Annotated in this window: 11 protein-coding genes and 2 pseudogenes; 4 read left to right on the forward strand and 9 right to left on the reverse strand. The window is 67.7% G+C overall.

Features of this window, described 5'->3' with window-relative positions:
* From ACO1P8_RS14755 to ACO1P8_RS14770, 4 genes and pseudogenes are all read left to right on the forward strand, one after another.
* Positions 1-116: pseudogene (locus ACO1P8_RS14755) on the forward strand (tripartite tricarboxylate transporter substrate binding protein); the annotation flags it as partial.
* A 302-nt stretch (positions 117-418) separates the two neighbouring features.
* Positions 419-1,363: a LysR family transcriptional regulator gene (locus ACO1P8_RS14760; RefSeq protein ID WP_486296638.1), complete on the forward strand. Its 945-nt coding sequence runs from the start codon at positions 419-421 to the stop codon at positions 1,361-1,363.
* A 164-nt stretch (positions 1,364-1,527) separates the two neighbouring features.
* A pseudogene (locus ACO1P8_RS14765) lies at positions 1,528-2,391 on the forward strand (amidohydrolase family protein).
* Positions 2,392-2,499: 108 nt separating this feature from the next.
* Entirely contained in the window at positions 2,500-3,489 is a 990-nt protein-coding gene (locus ACO1P8_RS14770) for a Bug family tripartite tricarboxylate transporter substrate binding protein (protein WP_486296639.1), read from the forward strand.
* A 40-nt stretch (positions 3,490-3,529) separates the two neighbouring features.
* On the opposite strand, the gene ACO1P8_RS14775 is transcribed toward ACO1P8_RS14770, so the two are convergent.
* The 9 genes from ACO1P8_RS14775 to ACO1P8_RS14815 form a co-directional block, all read right to left on the reverse strand.
* Positions 3,530-4,507 carry a Bug family tripartite tricarboxylate transporter substrate binding protein gene (locus ACO1P8_RS14775; RefSeq protein WP_486296640.1) on the reverse strand — a complete coding sequence of 326 codons (978 nt, stop codon included), beginning with the start codon at positions 4,505-4,507 and terminating at the stop codon, positions 3,530-3,532.
* Positions 4,508-4,692: 185 nt separating this feature from the next.
* A complete protein-coding gene (locus ACO1P8_RS14780) occupies positions 4,693-7,647 on the reverse strand; it encodes an autotransporter outer membrane beta-barrel domain-containing protein (protein WP_486296641.1) in 2,955 nt (984 codons plus the stop codon).
* A 231-nt stretch (positions 7,648-7,878) separates the two neighbouring features.
* Positions 7,879-11,367 carry an autotransporter outer membrane beta-barrel domain-containing protein gene (locus tag ACO1P8_RS14785; protein WP_486296642.1) on the reverse strand — a complete coding sequence of 1,163 codons (3,489 nt, stop codon included), beginning with the start codon at positions 11,365-11,367 and terminating at the stop codon, positions 7,879-7,881.
* A gap of 696 nt (positions 11,368-12,063) precedes the next feature.
* Positions 12,064-12,606, reverse strand: coding sequence for a superoxide dismutase [Cu-Zn] SodC (gene sodC / locus ACO1P8_RS14790; RefSeq protein WP_486296643.1), 543 nt, complete (start codon positions 12,604-12,606; stop codon positions 12,064-12,066).
* A gap of 104 nt (positions 12,607-12,710) precedes the next feature.
* On the reverse strand, positions 12,711-14,084 hold the full coding sequence (locus ACO1P8_RS14795; RefSeq protein ID WP_486296644.1) for a heavy metal sensor histidine kinase: 1,374 nt from the start codon (positions 14,082-14,084) through the stop codon (positions 12,711-12,713).
* Positions 14,081-14,767, reverse strand: coding sequence for a heavy metal response regulator transcription factor (locus tag ACO1P8_RS14800; RefSeq protein ID WP_486296645.1), 687 nt, complete (start codon positions 14,765-14,767; stop codon positions 14,081-14,083). The genes ACO1P8_RS14795 and ACO1P8_RS14800 overlap by 4 nt, the downstream gene beginning before the upstream one ends.
* A 13-nt stretch (positions 14,768-14,780) precedes the next feature.
* Positions 14,781-17,966 (reverse strand): efflux RND transporter permease subunit, encoded by a 3,186-nt coding sequence (locus ACO1P8_RS14805; RefSeq protein WP_486296646.1) that lies wholly within the window; start codon positions 17,964-17,966, stop codon positions 14,781-14,783.
* Positions 17,963-19,210, reverse strand: a complete 1,248-nt coding sequence (locus tag ACO1P8_RS14810) for an efflux RND transporter periplasmic adaptor subunit (RefSeq protein WP_486296647.1) — start codon at positions 19,208-19,210, stop codon at positions 17,963-17,965. Before ACO1P8_RS14810 ends, ACO1P8_RS14805 begins: the two co-directional genes overlap by 4 nt.
* A gap of 35 nt (positions 19,211-19,245) precedes the next feature.
* Entirely contained in the window at positions 19,246-20,850 is a 1,605-nt protein-coding gene (locus ACO1P8_RS14815; RefSeq protein WP_486296648.1) for an efflux transporter outer membrane subunit, read from the reverse strand.
* Positions 20,851-21,263: the final 413 nt, after the last annotated feature.

Consider the following 21,263-nt stretch of genomic DNA (forward strand, 5'->3'; position numbering starts at 1 on the left):
CCGACATGGGCGCGGAAATCGTCGCCTCGACCCCGGCCGAGCTGGACACCTTCCGCCGCGCGGAAATCGAAAAGTGGAAGAAAGTCGTCGAAGAGGCGCATCTGCAACTCGATTGACGGTGTTCGGTTGCGCGGCTTCCCCGATTGGCAGCGGGGTGTCGCGCGGGCAGCTACGTGAAAGTATGCCGATAGGCAGGGGACATAATTCGGGCATGAGTTCTGGCATGGCGTCCTCTGGCGGTGAAGGTCTTGCATGGGTGCGATGGCGCGGCCTTCCCGTTGGCATCTTGCAGGATGCCGCGCCAGCGCGGTCACGCGGCGGTCTATCGTCCCGTGTTGTATCGTCCCCCTTCGGTCCGCCGACACGGGAAAAGGCGGCTCATGGTTGCCGATCTCTCCGGTGGCCAGCGGGAGACTCCATGGACCTACGCCAACTCGAATATTTCGTCCACGTCGCGGAACTGGGCAGCTTCACCAAGGCTGCCGCCATCCTGGACGTGGCGCAGCCGGCGCTCAGCCGTCAGGTGCGCCGCCTGGAAATCGAACTGCGCCAGACCTTGCTTTACCGCAATGGGCGAGGCGTCAGTCCCACCGAGGCGGGCAAGCGGCTGCTGGCGCACGGCCGGGGCATTCTTCTGCAGTTCGACCGCGCACGCCAGGAAGTCGAGGACGCGCGCGGTTCGCCCGTCGGCCGCATCGTTGTCGGCGTGCCGCATTCCATCGGCCGCCTGCTGACCGCGCCATTCGTCGCCGAGTTCCGGCTGGCGTTTCCGCGTGCCACGCTGTCCATCACGGAAGGCCTGACCGTCCATCTGCATGAATGGCTGCTGTCCGGGCGCATCGACGTCGCCATTCTGCACGACCCCATGCCCACGCCGGGCCTGGATTTCCTGCCGCTCAGCGAAGACCCGCTGTTCCTGATCGAGCGACGCGCGAAAGGGCGGGCCGCGCAGGGCGCGTCCATTGCCGTCAAGGACCTGGCGGGGGTGTCGCTGATCATTCCCAGCCGTCCGCATCCCTTGCGCATGCTGGTGGAAACCCGCCTGGCCAGCCTGGGCCGCAAGATCTCGGTCAGCCTGGAGATCGACGCCGTCGGTGCCATTGTCGATCTGGTGACCCAGGGCTACGGTCATGCCATCGTGACGCAGAATGCCTTGCTGATCGCGTCGGACGCCGCCAAGCTCAGCGCCCGCCGCATCGTGTCCCCGCGCATGACCAGCACGTTGGCGCTGGCCACCTCGGCCGAGCGTCCGCAAACGGCCCTGGGCCGCCAGACGGCGGAGCTGATCGCGCGTTTCGTGCCCCAGGCGCTGGCCCAGGCGGCCCGGCGCGCGGGCGGCAGCAAAACTGCAAGACGTGAGTAGGATCGCGCGCAACCGCGACCCGTCCGGCGTTTCCGTTATTCATTTTGAGAATATCAGCTAGATCGGAAATGCCGTTCCGCTCTTTCGTGCCCGCGTCTATAGTCGCTTTTCTATACATATGACGCGCGAAGCAGGAGAGCGGTGTGTTGATTACCGACACCCAGGTGCATTTGTGGGAAGCCCATCGGCCGGACCGGCCCTGGCCGCCCGAAGAGGTCGAACGCAAGGTCTTCGTGGCCGTCGAGGGCGCTCGCCCGCACCGCGAGGAGCCGCTGGGCGCGGAAGAATTCCTGGCGACGATGGATGCGGCCGGCGTGCAGCGCGCCATCATCGTCCCGCCTTCCCCGGTCGGCGACAGCAACGATACCGCGCTGGAAGCGGCGGCCCGCCATCCCCGCCGCCTGGCCATCATGGGCCGTTTCAATCCCGAAGCGCCCGATGCGCGCGAACGCCTGGAGCACTGGCTGGACCAGCCCAATATGCTCGGCATCCGCATGACCTTCCATAAGCCCAAGTGGAGCGGCTGACTGGAGCCGGGCGGCATGGATTGGTTCTGGGCCGCATGCGAGCGCCTGGATATTCCGCTGATGGTCTTCGTGCCGGGGCACGTGGACAAGATTCCCGATCTGGCGCAGCGCCACCCCGGCTTGCGGCTGATACTGGACCACATGGCCCGCCACAGCAACCTGCGCGACGAGGCCGCCTTCGCCGACCTGGACGACCTGCTGGCGCTGGCGCGTTTTTCCAACGTATCGGTGAAGGCGTCCGCGGCGCCCTGTTACAGCAACCAGCCTTACCCCTTCGCCAATCTGGATCCTTATCTGAGGCGCATTTTCGATGCGTTCGGCCCGCGGCGCACGATGTGGGGATCCGATTACACGCGCCTGCCGTGCACCTATCAGGAATGCGTCGACCATTTCCGTGTCGCGCTGGATTTCCTGGACGCGGACAGCCGCGCATGGGTGATGGGCAAGGCCGCCGCGCAGATCCTGCGCTGGCCCGAATCCGCTTTTGACGACGACGCCTGACGTCACGGGGCCTCCGGGCCCCTTTTTTTCAGGACACACCGTCCGCTCCGGTGCAGCAACCCGAAATCGCGGCGCGGCGCATTTAAACAGTAAGAACGAGAGACAGACATGAAATCCGTATTCCGTACACCGGCCTGGATGCTGGCGGCCACGTTGGCTGTCGCGCTGATGGCACCCCTGGGCGCCGCTCGCGCGCAGGCAGGTTATCCCGATAAGCCTATCCGCATGATCGTGCCGTTCCCGCCGGGGGGCGCGGTGGACATCCTCGGCCGCCTGGTGGCACAGCACCTCGGCCAGCAGATGAACCAGTCCATCGTCGTGGAGAACCGGTCCGGCGCCAACGGCAGCGTCGGCAACGAGGCCGCCGCCAAGGCCCCGGCCGACGGCTATACCATCCTGCTGGGTGCCAATGGCCTGGCGACCAACGTGGCGCTGTATCCGAAGCGGTCGTTTTCCGAGCTGAAGGCGCTGACGCCCATCGCCTACGTCGGTTCCGCGCCGCTGATCATGATGGTGCCGGCGGATTCACCGGCCAAGTCGTTGAAGGATATCGTCGATGCCGCCAAGGCGGATCCCAACAAGATCAGCTATGCGTCCGCCGGTCCCGGCAGCTCCGCGCATCTGGGTTCGGAGCTGCTGAAGTACGTCACGAAGACCAATATGCTGCACGTGCCCTACAAGGGCGGCGCGCCGGCCATCGTCGACCTCAGCGCAGGCCGCGTGAACTTTATGCTGCTCGATCCGGTACAGGGCCTGTCGCAGCTGCAATCCGGCCGCCTGCGCGCCCTGGTCGTCGCCAGCAAGGACCGCCTGGCGCTGGTGAAAGACGTGCCGTCCGCGGCGGAAGCCGGGTTCCCCGACTTCGAGGCCAGTGTGTGGTGGGGCTTCATGGCGCCCAAGGGTACGCCATCGGAGATCATCGACCGCTTGAACGCCGAGATCAACAAGGCGCTGACCAACCCCGACGCGCAGAAGGTTCTGGCGGGCATGGGCGTCACCACCAAGCCCGGTACGCCGGCGGATTTCGGCAAGTATCTGAACGCGGAGGCCGCCAAGTGGGCCACGGTGATCAAGGCGGCGAAGATCACGGCGGATTGATCGCCTTGGCTTCGGGCGCTCAGCGCCCGAAGCCGTGCCGTCATTCCACGCGGATTCCCGCGGTGTCGATCAGCTTCTTCCACTTCGCGACCTCGGACTTCTGGAACGCCGCCAGCTGCTGCGCGTCCATGCCGCTGCCGTCGATGGCCATGCCGTCGAATTTCTTCTTCACGTCCGGCTCCCGGAGTATTTTCAGGATCTCGGTACTGAGCCTGTCGACGATGGGCTTGGGCGTGCCGGCTGGCGCGAACACCGCCTGCCACGAGACGACCTCGTAATCCTTCAAACCCAGTTCCTGCATGGTGGGCACATCGGGCAGGTGCGGGTCGCGCTTCGCGGAGGTGACCGCCAGGGCGCGCAGCTTGCCGGACTGGATCAGGGGCAGGGCGGGCGGAATGTTATCGAAGGCCATGGAGAGCTGGCCGCCCATCAGCGCCTGCAACACCGGCGCGCTGCCCTTGAAGGGCACATGCATGATATCGACCTTGGCCGTGGCCTTGAACAATTCGCCGGACAGGTTCTGCGACGTGCCGTTGCCGGAGGAACCGTAGCTGAGCGCGCCCGGTTTGGCCTTGGCCGCGGCCAGGACGTCGGCCACGCTTCGGAAAGGGCTGTCGTCCTTGACGAGCAGTGCATTGCCCAGCTTGCCGGTCAAGGCCACCGGTACGAAATCCTTGACCATGTCGTACGGCATGTTCTTGTACAGGCTGCCGTTGATGGAGTGCGAACTGATGGTGCCGCCGACCAGCGTATAGCCGTCGGGCTTGGCCTTGGCGACGTAATCCGAACCGATATTGCCGCCGGCGCCGGGGCGGTTTTCGACGACGACCGTGGTGCCCAGGGCCGGGCCGAGCTTGCTGGCGACCAGGCGTCCGATGATGTCGGTGGCCCCGCCGGGCGCGAAGGGAACGATATACGTAATGGGTTTGCCGGCGGGCCAGGCGGCGTCGGCGTGCGCCGTGGCGGCCAGGCCAAGGGCGCAGACGGCGGACAGGGCGAGTCGGGTGGCAGCGTGCATGGTGTCTCCTTTTGCATTTTGCTTATGGCTGCGGAATATGCGTAAGTCGCGCCCTCTGTCGGGGCGCTTGGCCGCGAGACCCACGGTGCTGCCTGTGCGGGCCGCCGCGCGCCATGCCGCGTCGCCGGGCTGGGATGCGGCATGGCAGCGCCATAGCATATACCGGCCGCGCCAGCCCGCCTTGACTACCAGCGGTATCGATATCCCGCGACGATGGCGCGGGAGCGGGATACGTGGCGTCCTTTGCCGACTTCGACATCTGCGTACAGCCAGTGTCGCCGCCCCACTTCGGCCTCGGCCCCGAGACCGATTTCGAAACGGTTGCCGGACAGGTCCGTGCCCAGCGAGGCGCCATCGGCGTGTATCGCGCCGCGATTGGCGAATTCGCGCAGCCAGTTCACGCGCACGTAGGGCGTGGCGATGTCGCCATTGCCCAGGTCGATGGCGCGCCCGGCGCGCACGCCGGCCTGGGACTGCAGCGAATGGCCGCCGCGATCGTGTACCGCGGTGCCGTCGCTCAAGGCATAGCGCGCGGGTCCCGCGCGGAAATACGACAGGCCGGTATGGGGTTCGACGAACCAGCCGCGCGCCAGGTCCAGGCGGTGTCCGGCGGCGACGGCGATGCCGGCGCCGACATGATGAAACCGGCCCGTCGCCGGATCGTCGAAGGCGGACCCGCGCGCCTGTACCGTATTGCGATAGCGCCCCGCGGATGCCGCGACGCTGGCGTAAGCGCCGTTGTCCAGCCGCAGAACGGCATACGCGCCGAAGAGCGCTGCCGACGTGCGGCCCTTGCCTTCGTCGAAGCGGCGCTGCGCGTCGACCTGGCTGGCGGTGACACCCAAATGCCAGCGGCCGGCGGTCACGTCGACGGCTCGGTCGGCCCCCAGGGTATAGCCCCACAGCGACTCGGTATAAGGTTCGCTATCGGCCTGATGCAGGTGCTGGCGCGTATCGATGCCGCGTATCCAGATGCCGGTGTCCTTTCCGGCCGGCAAGGCCTCCATCGGGGTCGCGCGCAGCGTGCGCGTCCGGCTTTCGACGGGCCGCATCGCGGCTGTCCATAGCGTACTGGCAGACGCGATGCCGCCGTTATTGACCAGGGCGTTCCGGATGGCCCGCGACGGCTGGGCGGCCGGGGCGGCATCGCCGCCGTCCTTATCGAGGGCCGCGGCAAGCGCGCCGCCGGCATCGACCGCCGTGGCGCCGCCCTCGCCGTCGTTCGCGTCTTCCCCTTCCTTCCCGTCCTGGTCCGGCGGCGCGTCTCCGTCGGCGGTCTCGCCGCCATCGGCAGGGGCGTCCGGCAGGGCGTCGTCCGTTTCCAGGGACCATACGAAACCCGTGGCGGTCTCGGCTTTTTTCAGCGTGTAGCGGTGTCCCAGGACATCCACGGCCTGGCCGGCGTTCTCCAGCGCGAAGGAGGCATCGCCCTGGCGCGCGCGGACGATGGGCACGGCACGCGCGCCCGCGCGTTCGCCCGGCAGGGAGCGGTCGGTGATCAGTACGGCATACGAGCCGTGGGCGCGGCCCCGTATGTCCAGGCTATCCGCCAGGCCGCGCGCCAGATGCGTGCGCATTTCGAAACGCCCGTCGCCCTCCAGGCCATCGTGCACGGTCAAATTGTGGAAGCGCGGCGCGCCGCCGGGCCTGCCATACGATTCGACGAAACGCAGCGTCGCGCGATCGGCCATGGTCATGGCATCGATGGCGGAACTCCCGTCCATGGCCCAGGTGCTGCTGCCATCGATGCGGACATGGCCGCCGATATCGGTATGGCCTTCCCATATCGAACCGTTCGCCAGCTGGATGTGCGCCCGCGACTGCGGCATGCCGTGGATGTCGCCCTCCGCCAGCGTGTCGTCGAGCTTGAGCATGGTGTAGTACGTCTGGCCGGGCCGCTGGGGCGCCGCTCCCTGGACGCGGACGACTTCAAGCAGCGTATTGGACGCGCTGTGCACCTCTGCCCGCTTGAAGCTGAAGACAGCGCTTTCGTCGGGCGAATCCGCCCATGCGCGCAACGATGTCCCGTAGCTTTTCAGCGTTGCGCGCGTGTCCTCGCCCTCGAAACGGAATCGTCCCGCCTCGTTGCCTACCGCATAGGGCGTTTGCGGGCCGGTCATCAGCGAGACGTCGCTCAGGTGCGCGCGGGCCCGCTGAAGCGCCACGGCCGGGGAATGCGCGCCCTGCATATGGATGAACCCGCGCGTGATCCGCACGGTCGTATCGGCGGGGTCGCAGAGGATTTCGCCGTTCTTCACCGCGCATGCGGATCTGCCGGCGGCGTCCAGGCCGGCACTGTCGCTGCCCTGGCTGTACAGCCAGAGATTCTTGCCCGTCACCGTGGAATTCTGGGTGGCCAGGATGCCGGTGCTGGAAGGGCCGTACAGGATGGTTCGCACGCCATTGAATGTCAGGTTGCGGTTGGCGGTGACATGGATCGCGGTGTTGTGGGATCCCTTGCCGAAAATCCACACCGGCGCGTCCGGACGCGCGGCCGAGGCCGGTGTCGTGTCGTGCGCCTGCGACATCGGCGCGCCAAGATGGATGGGGCCGGTCGCGCCGACGACGTGCAGGCCATGCGCGCGGTTGCCATGCAGGGTGATGGTCCCGCTGTCCATGCGCAGTTCGCCACCGGTGGCATATGCCCAGTCGGGCAGGTCGTCGCCTCTTTCGTCGAAACCGCCCAGCCCATGCGCCCGGTCGCCGCGCGTGGTGATGCGGGCACCCGTGATGGACAGCCGGGCGGCGCCGCTGAAGTAGATACCATAGGCATCGTTGCCGGCGGTATGGAGTTCGGCGTCGGTAATATCGGCTGCCCCGTACTCGACGGCCGTGACGGCATGTTCCCAATCGTCTTGCGTGCGTATGGGGCCGCGCACGCGCGTGCGGCGCTCGGGATGGCCATCCGTGGCTTTGACGGTGCGATCGGACCAGTTGTATTCGGCCGCGTACTCGTTCACGTGATCGTCCGCGCGGGCATCGCCGATCGGATAGGCCAGCAGCGCGAGCACGGCCGCACCGGCCACCTCGCGTTTGCGGGGCAGTCCCCGGCGCGGCTTTTGTCCGGCCGGGACAGCGGCGCGTGCCTTGTCCTTGCGTACGCGTCCATCGCGCGGTCCATCAACGTGTCGTCGGCCCATGGCGACTTGATCCTCCAGCATTTGCAAAGCGCCTTCCAAGGCCTGGCGGGGTGCCTGGCGTACAACGACAATCGGACGCGATCGTCGTGACGGACGATCGCGGCCGGCTGTACGTGAGAAGGTCAGAGCGGGTATGTACGCGCGGGATACCTTCTGTTCCGTGGGAAACGCGCGCCGGTCCGGGTGCGATTCCACGCATCCCGGTCCGGCGCCCCCGCGGGGGCCGACGGCTTACCAGCGGTATTGCAGGCCGACGATCACCATGCGCGATTCCTCGAAGCGCCTGCCTTTGGCATAGCCGGCATCGAGGACCAGGCTGTAGGCCTTGCCCAGCCGCGCCTCGATCCCGGCGCCCAGTTCGAGCCGGCTGCCTCCCAGGTCCGCTTTCAGGGCCGTGCCGTTTACGGTGACATGGTTGCGGTTGCCGCGTTCATGGACATAGCCGGCGCGCAGGTAGGGCGTGACGCTGCCGCCATTGCCGGCGTCGATGACGCGGCCGATGCGCGCGCCCACCCGTCCTTGCAGGGAGTGGCCGCCATGGTCCCGTACCGGCGTGCCGTCGCTCAGGGTGTAGCCGGCGGCGCCGACGTACAGGTAGTCCAGGCCCGCGTGCGGTTCGGCGAACCATGCGCGGGGCAATTCCACGCGACGACCCCCTTCGATGGACGCGCCGATGCCGTTGTTGCGGAAGGCGCCGGCCAGGCGTTTGCCGTCCGTCGCCTTGCCGTGCATATCGTGGCGATAACGGCCTGCCGCGACGATGGCGGTGGCATAGCTGCCCTGGGGGCCCAGGAAGGTCGCGTAGCCGCCGACATGCGTGCTGCGTGTGCGGCCTTTGCCGTCGTCGAAGTCGCGGCGGCTGCCGGCCTGCGCGGCCAGCAGGCCGATGTGCCAGCGGCCGGCCGCGACGTCGATGGCGCGATCGATACCTGCGACGAACCCCTGCAGGTCCTGGCGGTATTTGCCCGTGAGCGGGTTGTCGATTTTCTGCCGGGCGTCGGTGGCTTCGAGCCAGATGCCGATGCCCGAGCCGTCGATGGCATGGGTGCCGCCGGGCAGCGTGGCCGCGTTGCCCTGGCGCGCGGCGCGCAAGCGGCGATTCAGGGCGGCCAGCTGTGTGTTCCAGATGCCCTGTCCGGCGGCGAGGGCGGCGTTGTTCATTGCCAGCGTGGCGCCGGTGGAAAGCGGCGTGGGCAATGGGGGCGGGGAAGGCGCCGGTTCGGGCGCGGCCGGCGGTTCGGGCTGGGGCTGTTCCGCTTGTTCCGTCGCCTCGCCTTCGCCGCCGGGCGGCGCTTGCGTCTCGGATTCCGCATCCGTTCCGGCAGGGATGTCGTGGGCGTTCGGCTCCGGCGGAGACCCGGCATCCGGGGCGGGTTCGCCGTCGAGGGGCGGTTCGCCTTCCGGCGCGGGCGTGGGTTCGCCTACGGGGGGCGGAGGGTTTCCCGGAGTAGGCGTTGGCTCATTCACCGGCACGGGATGGCTTTCCGGTGTCGGCGCTGGCTCATCCACGGGTACCGGTGCGAGCACGGGGCCGCCAGGGTCGTTTCCGGGTCGGCGCCCGGGCGGAGGACTATCGTCGGGTCCCGGGGCTACGGTGGGGGGAATGCCTCCGGGCCTGGGCGGGGTTCCGCCGGGGATGCCGCCGACCGGCCCGGGGATAGTTTCGGGCTGCGGGTTATCGGGCTGCGGGGTGTCGGGCCGCGGGCTATCGGGCTTGCGATCCGGTTCACCCTGGCGGCGTGGCGGCGCCTCGATCGGGGCGCGACGCGTATGTTCCGGATCCACCCGCGCCGTTTCGCGGAAGCTGTAAAAGGCCGCCGGCGTTTCCGCAACCGTTTCCCGGTAGCCGCGCGGAGCAGGCAGATCCAGGGTCGCGTAGCCGCGAACGAAGGGCGCGCCTTCGGGCACCGCCAGCACCGTTACCGCCGGGCCGTCCTTTGACGCTTCCTTGTGCAGCTGGAACGCGTGGCCCGCAAGCAGGACGCGTTCGGCCTGGTCCGGCAGCGCGTAGTTCGCGGGCCCGCCTCGCTCCGCGTGGAGCAGTTCTATGGATGTCACGGTATCGGCGGGCGTACCGGTATCCTTCAATGCAATGACGATGTCGTCCCGCACGCGGCCGCCGACCAGGATTTTGTCGCTGTCCCGGTTCGCGGGATCGACACGCATGACGATTTCGCCGTTGCCGCGCATGTCCTGCCGTACCTCCAGGCGATGAAAGTCCGCCGGGCGCGCGTCCGCGGACGCCGGCTGCCGGAACGCGATCGTCCCGCGGTCCAGCGCGACTTCCTGCACCGCCGCATTTCCGTCCACCGCCCAGGTGCTGCCCGGGCCCGCGGTCACCGTTCCGCCGATATTCGTATGGCCGTCCCATGTCGATCCGTCGCGCAGCGTGACGTTCACGCGCGGGGCCCTGGTGCCACCCCAGATCTCGCCGCGTGCCTCGCTTCGTTCCAGCGACAGGTTCACATGCGCGGGCGGGGCGGCCGCGTCATCCGCGTGATCGCGGCCCGCCTCCATCAGGCTGTGCGAGCCGCTGCGGATGGAGACATTGCGGAAGTCGAAGCTGGCCGCGGGAAGGCCGTCGGCGGTCCATGCCGCCAGGGCCGAACCCGTGGCGCGGATCGTGGCGCGTTCCCGCCTGCCTTCCATGCGCAAGCTGCCGGCCTCGTTGCCCACGGCGAAGCGGGCGCCGGCCGCGGTGGCGATGGAGACGTCCTCCAGGAACACGTTGCCGCGCACGATCTCCACGCCGGGCGAATTGTGTCCCGTCATGTCGATGAAACCGTCCGTCAGCCTGACCACCGATGGCACCGGGCATCGCTCGGCATCGGCGCGCCGGGAGTCGCCGCGCACGCGCATTCCGAAACTGTCCGGGCCGGACACCGCGATGCCGGCGTTCCTGCCGGTCACGCCGGCGCCCCCGCTGACGGAAAGCGCAACCGACCGGGCCTGTGTCAGCGCGATACCGACGCCATTGAATTCCAGGCTCCGGCGTCCGTCGATGGCGATACCGATGGCGTTCGCGGCGGAGCCTTCGATCCGTACGTCCGGTGCCTGGGCGCTGGCCGGCCCGGTGTAGCCCATGCTCCATAGCTTCGGCGGGCTCAGGTCGCCCAGCGGCCGGCCCAGGCGGGCGGTCGGTGTCGTCACATCCACCGCGACGCTGCCCGGGCCCTGGCTCGCGATCGTGCCGCGGTGCACTTCCAGGGTGCCCTCCGGTGGCGGCTTCTGGCCAGGCGCTTCCGGCGGCACGCCGCGCATGCCCTCCACCGCGTGCGCGCGCGCTCCGTGGGTCAGGATGCGGACATCCGTCATCACGACGCGGGCGCCGCCGCCGTAGTACAGCGCATAGGCGTCGTCGCCGTGCGTCGTGACGGTGCCGGACACGACCGCCGCGCCCGCCTCCAGCGCCTGGATGCCATGTTCCCGATCATGCCGCGTCACGATAGGCCCCTGCACACGGGCCAGGCCTTCGGGATCGCCGTTGGTGGCCTGGACCGTCGTATCCGCCGGCCCGAACTGCCTGACGTGCTGGCCGCCGTAAGCCGGATCGGCAGCGCCGGCCATCAGGCCGAAGGACGTCGCGCCGTACAAGGCGCGCAGGATCCACGGCGTCTGGCCGCGGTGGGTCGCCGGATGTCCGCCTGCTGGGCGGATGCGCTGGAACATCGGGGGTGGGTACGACGACGGCGGGGATGCAGGGTGTTGCGGGTCAGACATACTGCTCCTTAAGCGCTAAGGGTGGGAAAAATCGGTTGCTGCGTACTCTCTGTGGTGGATGGGAATTCGCCGCGGGCCGCAAGGCGCGCGGACGTATAAGCCGGCATGCCGGGATGCGCCGGGGCGAGCGGCCGACGGGGCGCATGGCGCGGCAGCGCATCGCGGCAACGGCGCCGGGGAAAAAGGGCTACGGTGGAGGGCGGTGCGCGTCGCCCGCGCGTGGCGCGGCAACAGCGGGCGCATGCGTTCGAGTCGGCATCGAAGCGACGATGGGCAGTACTTGCCCGCGCACGTCCGGTTCATCGGACGTGCGGAGCGCGTCGAGCGCTAACAGCGAAGCGTCAGCAGGGAGGTCGCGCGTCACGGTGCCCGTTGAGGGAACCGCGCGTTCCTCCGAAGAAGGTAAAGCGGGAAGGCGCCATGAACCGCGGGCGCGCCGCGATCGGGGTGGTCGGGAAGTGGAACTGCGGAAGCGGGGAGTAAGTCAACGAAGTCATCAAGCTGCGGGGTCTACGGCCAGATCGATCTGGGTGCAACAGGGTTGGGTCATGAAGAGGCCCATTCGTCGCGCGCGTAGAAGACGGGGTTCCTGTTTGATGCAGGAATTCCCCGCCTCCATAACTTATAGGACTTACTCTTAGCGACGGCGCTGCCGGATCGAGCCGATGACATCCCGCGTAACCGGCAGCGTGCCGGTCAGGGAATCACGCCGCAGGCCGCGCGCGCACCGCCGCCGCCCAGCGGCAGGGGATGGTCGCTATGGTTGTCCCCGCCGACGTGGATCATCAGCGCGTGCTTGTGGACCTCGGCGAGCTTCAGGCGTGGCGCCAGTACGGGGTTGGTGGCGTTGCCCCCGGCGTCGACGTATAGCGCCGGCAGGTCGCCGCGGTGGCCGTCGCCCCATGGGCTGCCGTGCTTCTTCGTCCCGTTCGGGTCGTAGTGCCCGCCCGCGGCCCCGGCGGGCACGGGCTTGCCGTCCTGCTGCGAGGGGCCGCAATCGCCTTTTTCGTGGATGTGGAAGCCGTGCAGGCCGGGCGGCAGGCCCTTCAGGTTGGGAGTCAGGAGCAGGCCGTATTTATTTTGCGACAGGGTGACGGTGCCTATGTCGTCTCCTTTGCCGGTGGGGGTGGCCAGCGCCATCGGGACCGTGACGTCGGCCCGCGCGGGAGCGGCCGCGAACAGCGCAGCGGCCGCCGCTGCCGCCGCCAGCAGGGCCTTGCGGGAATGGGATTGTTTCATCGGACCTCCTTCCGGGAATTGCCGGCGCCGGGTTGGCGGCCGGTGTGCCGAGTGTGACCGAAGCTTGCGCATTCGTCAGCCGGCAATGCGTTACCGGAGTTTGGTCAGGCCAGGACGCTGAAGCCTATGGTCGTGGCATCGGCATCGCTGCGGGCGAATACATCGCCGCCATGCATGGTGGCCACCGCCTTGACGATGGCCAGGCCCAGGCCATGGCCATGGGTGTGGCCATTGTCGTGGCGGGCGGCGTCGACCCGGTAGAAGCGGTCGAACAGCCGTGGCAAATGCACGGGGTCGATCGCCGGCCCTGGGTTGGAAACGGCGATGCGCACCGTGCCGGGTTGCGACTCGATGCGGACAGTGATGCGGCGCCCGCATTCGGTGTGCTGGATGGCATTCTGCAACAGGTTGGTAACCGCCCGGCGAAAGCGCGCCGTGTCCAGCGAGGCCTGTGCCTCGGTGTCGCCTTCGATATCCACGGCCAGGCGCATATCGTCCAGGACGAATTCGAAGAACTCGATGGTCTTGCCGACTTCCGCCGCCACGGGCGTGCGCACCAGCCCGGTGGCGGCCTCGCCCTGGTCGGCGCGGGCCAGGAACAGCATGTCGTTGACGATGGCGCGCAGCCTGTCGAGCTCTTCCAGGTTGGACTGCAGCACTTCCTCCAGGTCCGCGGCGCTGCGGCGGCGCGACAGCGCGACCTGGGTCTGGCCGATCAGGTTGGTGAGGGGGGTGCGCAGCTCGTGGGCGACATCGGCATTGAAGGCTTCCAGGCGGGTATAGGCGGTTTCGAGCCGGCTGAGCGCGCCGTTGAAGGCGCCGGCCAGGTCGGCCAGTTCGATGGGCAGCGTGGCGACGTTCAGCCGCTGCGACAGGTGCCGGGGGCTTAGCATGCTGGCTTCGCTCGATAGCCGCTGCAGCGGCAGCAGGCCCATGCGGGCCACCCAGTGGCCTAGCAGCATGATCAGCAGCACGGCCGACAGCAGCAGGCCGGCCAGGGCGATCAGGAAGGTATGCAGCGTATGGAAGTAGGGGGCCGTCTCCATTCCGACGATGAATTTGACGGTGGGACGCTCCTGGAGCGCCGGGACGGTGCGGACCAGTACGCGCATGGGGTATTCGCGGCCGGGCATGGCGATGCTGTAGAAGCCGTCGGCCGGCGGGCTGGCGGCCAGGCTGTGGGGGACGTCCTTGCCATAGGCGTAGGCCGGATCCGGGCTCAGGATCCAGAAGCGCAGGCTGCCGTCGGCCGGCGTCAGGGTGTCCATCTTGGTTTCGGCGCGGCTCCAGCGTTCGGTGTTGCCCATGCGGTTGAGGGCATACAGCATTTCGTTGGCGGTGGTGTCCAGCACCTCGGTCTGCTGGCGGGCCAATTCCGTCCGCAGGACGCCGTATAGGGCAATGCCGATCAGCGAAAAGGTCAGCAGCGCAACCGATGCGAACATCAGCGCCAGGCGGGTGGTGATGGAACGCTTCATTCGGGCAGCGCTTCGTCGCGCTGTTCCAGGACATAGCCCATGCCGCGTATGGTATGCAGCAGGCGGACGCCGAAGGGCGCATCGATCTTGGCGCGCAGCCGCTTGATGGCCACCTCGACGACGTTGACGTTGCTGTCGAAGTTCATGTCCCAGACCAGCTCGGCGATCGCGGTCTTCGAGAGGATCTCGCCCTTGCGCCGTGCCAGCACGGCAAGCAGGGCAAACTCCTTGGCGGTCAGGTCGATGCGCACGCCGGCGCGTTGTGCCTTGCGGCTGGCCAGGTCGATCTGCAGGTCGCCGATACGCAGGTGCATGGGCTCCTGGGTGCGGCCGCGGCGGGTCAGGGCCTGCAGGCGGGCCAGCAGTTCCAGGAAAGAAAACGGTTTGACCAGGTAGTCGTCGGCACCGTCCTGCAAACCGCGTATGCGGTCTTCCACGCCGTCGCGCGCCGTCAGCATGATGACGGGCGTCTGGCGCAGGCGCCGCAGTTCGCGCAGTACGCGAAAGCCGTCCAGCCCCGGGAGCATGGCGTCCAGGACGATGACGTCGTAATCATGCTCCAGGGCCAGGTGCTGGCCGTCGATGCCGTTGTGCGCCAGATCGACGGTGCAGCCCTGCTCGGTCAGCCCCTTGTGCAGGTAGTCGGCCGTTTTGAGCTCGTCTTCGACGATCAGGATTTTCATGCCGCTCTTTACCCTATTTCTGCACCAGTGGCTCGTCCTGCCGGGTGCCGTCCGCGCCGGTCCGCCGCGCCGCCTTGCGATCCGCGCGGGCCTGCTTGCGCTTCAGGTACCAATAATGCGCGCGATCCAGGTAAAGGTAGACGACGGGTGTGCTGAACAGGGTCAGGGCCTGCGACACGATCAGCCCGCCCACCATGGCGTACCCCAGCGGGCGCCGCAGTTCGGCGCCCTGGCCGTTGCCCAGCATCAGCGGCAGACCGCTGAGCAGCGCGCACATCGTCGTCATCATGATGGGGCGGAAGCGCAGCAGGCAGGCCTGGTAGATGGCTTCCTGGGGCGACATGCCGTGCTCGCGTTCGGCGTGCAGGGCGAAGTCGATCATCATGATGCCGTTCTTTTTCACGATGCCGATCAGCAGGATGATGCCGATCAGCGCGATCACACTCAGGTCGTAGCCGCCCGCGCGCAGGATCAGCAGCGCGCCCAGGCCCGCCGAAGGCAGGGTGGAAAGGATCGTCAGCGGATGGATGTAGCTTTCGTAGAGGAAGCCCAGCACGATATAGACGGCGATCAGCGCGGCGGCAATCAGGTAGGGCTGGGACTTGAGCGAGTCGCCGAACGCACGCGCGGCGCCCTGGAACGATCCAACCAGCGTGGCCGGCACGCCCATGGCCGTCTTGGCCGCGTCGATCGCCTGCACCGCCTCGCCCAGCGACGTGCCGGGCGCCAGGTTGAAGGACAGGGTTACCGCCGGGAACTGGCCCTGGTGGTTGATGGCCAGGTAACCCGTCTTGGTGGTGTCCAGCTTGACGAACGTGGACAGCGGAACCTGCTCGCCGGTCAGCGGGGATGTCAGGTACAGCTTGCTGAAGAGGGAGGGATCGCGCTGCAGCGCCGGCGTGACTTCCAGCACGACGTGATAGCTGTTCAATTGCGTGAAGTACTGCGCCACCTGGCGCTGGCCGATGGCGTCGTAGATCGTGGAATCGATCAGGGCGGGGGAAATCCCGAAGCTGGACGCCCGCGCACGGTCGATGGTCAGGGTAGCGGTGGGGGCGTTGCTTTGCTGGTCGGAGGCGACGTCGGTCAGCTGGGGCAATTGCGCGAACCGCGTGGCCAGCCTGGGCGCCCATTCGTTCAGTTCGTCCAGGTTGGAATCGGTCAGGGTGTACTGGTACTGCGTGCGCGACAGCCGCCCGCCGACGTTGATGTCCTGCCCGGCCTGCATGTACAGCGTCACGCCTTCCACCTGTGCGACCTTGGGCCGCAGGCGGCGGATCACCTCGTCGGCGCTATCCTTGCGGCCATCCTCCTTGGAACGCAGGCCGATATAGAACCGGCCCGTATTGAATTGTGTCGGATCGCCGTTCATGCCGAAGGCCGCCACATCCTTGTCCTGGCGCACGATATCCGCCAGCCGCACCATGCGGCTGTTCATGGCGGCGAACGAAGAGTCCTGCGCCGATTGCGCGAAGCCGAAAATGTAGCCCGTATCCTGCTGCGGAAAGAAGCCCTTGGGGATCGTCAGGAACATCAGCGCCGTAACGGCCACCGTCGCGATGAAGCTCATCAGCGTGATGAACTGGTGGCGCAGCACCCACTGGAGCCCGCGCTTGTAGCCGCCCAGCATTACGTCGAAGCCGCGCTCGAACAGCATGAACAGCCGCCCGTGTTCGCGGCCATGCTGGTTCTTCAGGTAGCGCGAGCACAGCATCGGCGTCAAGGTCAGCGACACAATGACCGAAACCAGGATGGTCAGCGTGACGGTGACGGCGAATTCGCGAAACAGCCGGCCGACGATCCCGCCCATCAGCAGCAGCGGGATGAATACCGCGACCAGCGATACCGAGATGGACACGATGGTGAAGCCGATCTCGCCGGCGCCTTTGTAGGCGGCCTCCAGCGGACCCATGCCTTCCTCCACGTGGCGATAAATGTTCTCGAGCATCACGATGGCGTCGTCGACGACAAAGCCCACCGCGATCGTCAGCGCCATCAGCGACAGGTTATCCAGGCTGAAGCCGGCCACGTACATCATGGCCGCCGTTCCCATCAGCGCCAGCGGGACGGTGATGCAGGGTATCAGCGTCGCGGCGACGTCGCGCAAAAAGACGAAGATGATCATGACCACCAGCACGATGGTAAGGATCAGCGTGAATTCCACGTCCTGCACGGACGCGCGGATGTTCTGCGTGCGGTCGATGATGGTGTTGATCTGCACCGTCGGCGGGATGGCCGCGCGCAGGCGCGGCATGGCATCCTTGATGGCGTCGACGGTATCGATCACATTGGCGCCCGGCTGCTTGCTGATCTGCAGCACGATGCCGCGCCCATTGGTGATCGTGTTGCCGGGCGCCGCCGCCGGGCCGGCGTAGGCCCAGGCGGCCAGTTTGTTGTTCTCCGGGCCGTCCACGGCCACGCCGACATCGCGCACGCGGATCGGCGCGCCGTTGCGATAGGCGATCACCATGTCGTTCCACGGGGCCGCCTTGAGCAACTGGTCGTTGGTGTAGGTCGTGAAGCTTTGCGTGGGCCCGTCGATCGTGCCCTTGGGCTGGTTCACCGTGGTCGTCGCGATGACGTTGCGCACATCCTCCAGGCTCAGGCCCAGCGACTTCAGCTTTGCGGGGTCCACCTGCACACGCACCGATGGCTTCTGCTGGCCGCCGATATTGACCAGGCCGACCCCCTTGATCTGCGAAATCTGCTGCGCCAGGATGTTGTCGGCGTAGTCGTTGACTTCGGTGATGGGCAGCGTGTCCGACTGCACGCTCAGGATCATGATGGGGGCGTCGGCCGGGTTGACCTTGCGGAAGGTCGGCGCGTTCGGCAGGTTGGACGGCAGTTGTCCGGACGCGGCGTTGATGGCCGCCTGCACGTCCACGGCGGCCGACTCTATGCTGCGGTCCAGGTCGAATTGCAGCGTGATCTGCGTCTGGCTCTGGCCGCTGAGCGATGTCATCTGCGACAAACCGGCGATCAGCGAGAACTGCCGCTCCAGGGGTTGGGCGACGTTCGACGCCATGGTCTCCGGACTGCCGCCCGGCAGGCTCACCGTTACCTGGATGGTGGGGAAGTCCACCTGCGGCAGCGGCGCCACGGGCAGCAGCGGCCAGGCGGCAATGCCGACCAGCAGGATCGCCAGTGCCAGCAGGCTGGTGCCGATGGGGCGCTTGATGAAGGTGGCGGAAATACTCATCGGCCTTCTCCCTTGGGCGCATTGGCACCCGTGCCGGCCGCGGGGGCATCCGGTGCGCTGGCGCGCGTGGCGGTGGCGGCCGGCCGATCCGCCATCGCGGTCGCCGCGGCGGATTCGCGCGTGTGCAGGCCGGGGCGCAGCTTGTATTGCCCGTCCACGACCACGCGTTCGCCGGCCTTCAGGCCGTCGTCCACCACGGCGACGTTGTCCTGGATCACCGCCACGCGGATCGGCTGGATGCGCGCGATACCCTGGTCGTCCAGCGCATAGGCATAAGTGCCGTTCTGTCCGCGCTGCACGACGGCAGCGGGCACCGTCAGGGCCCGCTTGCGCACGCCCAGCTGCAGCCGCGCGTTCACGTATTGGCCCGGCCACAGCACATGGCGCGGGTTGGGAAACAGCGCTTTCAGCTGCACGGTGCCGGTGGCGGTGTCGATCTGGTTGTTGACCAGCACGAGCTTGCCTTCGCCCAGCGGCTGGTTGGATTCGCGTCCCAGCGCCGTCACGGGCAGTCCCTGCGGCGTGTCCGCCATCGCGGTATTGATGTCGCCGACCGCGGATTCCGGCACCGTGAAGATGACGGAGATGGGATCGATCTGGTTGATGACGACCAGGCCGCCGGTGTCGGTCGCGTGCACGATATTGCCCGGGTCCACCAGCCGCGCGCCCACCCGGCCGCCGATGGGCGCGGTAATGGTGGTGTAGCCAAGCTGGACCTGCGCGAAGGCGACCTGGGCCTCATCCATCTGTACCGTCGCTTCCAGTTGCGACACCAGCGCACGCTGCGTGTCCAGTTGCTGCTGCGTGGCGGCGTCTTCCTTGCTCAGCTGGGTGAAGCGCTTCAGGTCCAGGCGGGCGTTGACCAGTTGCGCCTGGTCCTTGGCTTGCGTCGCCTTGGCCTGCGCCAGTTGCGCCTGCAGGGCGCGCGGATCCAGTTGCGCCAGCATCTGGCCGGCCTTGACGTCCTGGCCTTCGACGAAGCCCACTTTGTCGAGTTCGCCGTCCACGCGGGTTTTAACGGTCACCGACTGGTTGGCCGTCACGGTACCCACGCCGGTCAGGTAGATGGGCACGTCCTGTTGCTCGACCCGCGTGGATGTCACGATAACGGGCGGCGTCCTGGGCGCGGGCGCGTCGGCCGATTCGGCTTTTCGCGCCATGCCCCAAAAGGCGGCGGCGACGGCGACCAGCGCCACGCCGGCGACCGCGAATCCGGCGCGGCGCCGGGACAATGCATCTGCCATGATCTTCGCTCTCGTTTCCTGGAATTCGTTTCGCGTCAGCGGACGCCCGTGGCGGCCATGGCCTGCGCTCCCGCTCGCTGCGTGTTGGCCTTTCCGCCCTCCTGCGTGTCCACCTCTGCATCGGTCGCCGTGGCCCGCTTCATCTCGGCCGATGCCGCTGCTTTGGCGGCCGTGCCGGCGTCGGCCATCGGCGTATCGAGCCGCGCGGCGTTCCAGCCGCCGCCCGTAGCCTTGATCAGCGCGACGCTGGAAAGCAGGCGCCGTCCCAGCAGATCGACGGCGGTGCGTTCATTGGACAGGGTCAGCGCCTGCGCGGTGACGACGGTCAGATACGTGGTGGTGCCGGCGCGGTACTGCGCCAGCGCCAGGCGCTCGGAAAGCCGCGAAGCTTCCACTGCCTGGTCCTGCGCGACGCTTTCATTGGCCAGCACGCGCAGGTTCGACAAGTTATCCTCGACTTCCTGGAAGCCACCCAGGACGGTCTGCTTGTATTGCGCGACCGCGGCATCGAAGCCGGCGCGGGCTTCGTCCACGCGCGCCCCTCGCAGTCCCCCGTCGAATACCGTCTGGGCCAGCGCGGCGCCCAGCGACCAGATGCGGCTGGGGGTGTTGAACCACTGCGACAGCGCGGCCGTGCCGCTGCTGTAGCCAAGGCCGCCGCTCAGTATCAGGTCGGGATAATAGGCGGCTTGCGCTACCCCGATCTGCGCGTTGGCGGCGGCGGCAAGGCGTTCCGCGCTTGCGATGTCCGGCCGCCGCTCCAGCAGTTGCGATGGCACGCCGGCGGGGATGGCGGGCACATTGGCCTGCCAGCTTTCGGGCGCGGGCGGCAGCGTGAAGTCGGCGGGCGCGCGGCCGGTCAGGATGGCGATGGCGTGTTCGAGTTGATCGCGCTGCGTGTCCAGGTCGATGGCGGACGCCTGCGCCGTGTGCAGTTGCGCCTCGGCCAGCGCGACGTCGGAACGCAGGGCGACGCCGGCGTTGTACTGGCTTTGCGTCAGTTTCAACGAGCGCTCGAAGGCGGCGATGGTGCGCGCGAACAGGGCCTTCTGTTCGTCCGTGACGCGCAGCTGCAGATAATCCTGGGCCAGGGCGGCCTGCACGCTCAGGCGGGCGGCGGCCAGCTGTGCGGCGCTGGACTGCGCGGTGGCGTTGCTGGCTTCGACGGAGCGGCGCACGGCACCCCAGAGGTCGGGTTCCCAGCTGGCATCGAGCGTGGCGGCATAGGTGTTGCCCAGTCTGGTGCCGCTGTTGGTCATGCTGCGCGTGCGGTCGGCCGATACGCCGGCCGTCACCTGCGGCCAGAAAGCCGCTCGCGCCTGCGCGACGAGCGTGCGGGCCTGCCGATACTGCGCGGCGGCCTGGGCGATGGTCTGGTTGGCGACATTGGCCTGGGCCATCAGGCGGTCCAGGGTTTTATCGCCGTAGATCTCCCACCAATTCTGGTTGGGATCGACCTGGCCGGGCTGGGCGGTCTTCCAGGGGCCGGCTTCCTTGTAGGCGGCGGGGATGTCCATGGTCGGGCGGACGTAGTCGGGCCCGACGGCACAGCCGGACAGCAGCGCCAACGCCGACAGCGCGGCCGGAACGAAGGAAAGGCGGCGCCCTGCGCGGCGCCCGGTCGGTGTAGGGGCGATCATGATGCCCGTACTGTACGAAGCGATCCGGGACGATAGGCTGTCCGAAAACTGACATTCCTGTCAGTTACATGGGGTGTGCCTCGGGAGCCGAGCGGAAATCGCCTTTTTGGGAGTGCGATTTCTTATTGTGCAGGGGGCGATGTCGTGGGATGTCGGTTCGCGGTTGGTGAGTGGTTTTTTTGCTGGTGCCGTCCAGCGGGGGTGGTGCCTGTCGGGGCCAGCCCGAAGGAGCCGGTCCGGCGCCTTCGCGCCGGACTCCCGCGTTGTCATCCTCGTACGGCGGCCGAAATGGCGGTGGTTTTCTTGCGGTTTTTTTGCCCGGCCGTCCTGCCTTCGGATTCCCTCGCGCGGCTCCAACGGGCTGGCCCCGACAGGCACCACCCCCGGCGGACGGCACCAGCAAACTACCCACC

The sequence above is a fragment of the Bordetella sp. genome, assembly GCF_057362025.1.

Coding starts and splice junctions, on each gene's coding strand:
- ACO1P8_RS14760 (WP_486296638.1), top strand. CDS start 419: ATGGACCTACGCCAACTCGAATATTTCGTCCACGTCGCGGAACTGGGC.
- ACO1P8_RS14770 (WP_486296639.1), top strand. CDS start 2,500: ATGAAATCCGTATTCCGTACACCGGCCTGGATGCTGGCGGCCACGTTG.
- ACO1P8_RS14775 (WP_486296640.1), bottom strand. CDS start 4,507: ATGCACGCTGCCACCCGACTCGCCCTGTCCGCCGTCTGCGCCCTTGGC.
- ACO1P8_RS14780 (WP_486296641.1), bottom strand. CDS start 7,647: ATGGGCCGACGACACGTTGATGGACCGCGCGATGGACGCGTACGCAAG.
- ACO1P8_RS14785 (WP_486296642.1), bottom strand. CDS start 11,367: ATGTCTGACCCGCAACACCCTGCATCCCCGCCGTCGTCGTACCCACCC.
- sodC (WP_486296643.1), bottom strand. CDS start 12,606: ATGAAACAATCCCATTCCCGCAAGGCCCTGCTGGCGGCGGCAGCGGCG.
- ACO1P8_RS14795 (WP_486296644.1), bottom strand. CDS start 14,084: ATGAAGCGTTCCATCACCACCCGCCTGGCGCTGATGTTCGCATCGGTT.
- ACO1P8_RS14800 (WP_486296645.1), bottom strand. CDS start 14,767: ATGAAAATCCTGATCGTCGAAGACGAGCTCAAAACGGCCGACTACCTG.
- ACO1P8_RS14805 (WP_486296646.1), bottom strand. CDS start 17,966: ATGAGTATTTCCGCCACCTTCATCAAGCGCCCCATCGGCACCAGCCTG.
- ACO1P8_RS14810 (WP_486296647.1), bottom strand. CDS start 19,210: ATGGCAGATGCATTGTCCCGGCGCCGCGCCGGATTCGCGGTCGCCGGC.
- ACO1P8_RS14815 (WP_486296648.1), bottom strand. CDS start 20,850: ATGATCGCCCCTACACCGACCGGGCGCCGCGCAGGGCGCCGCCTTTCC.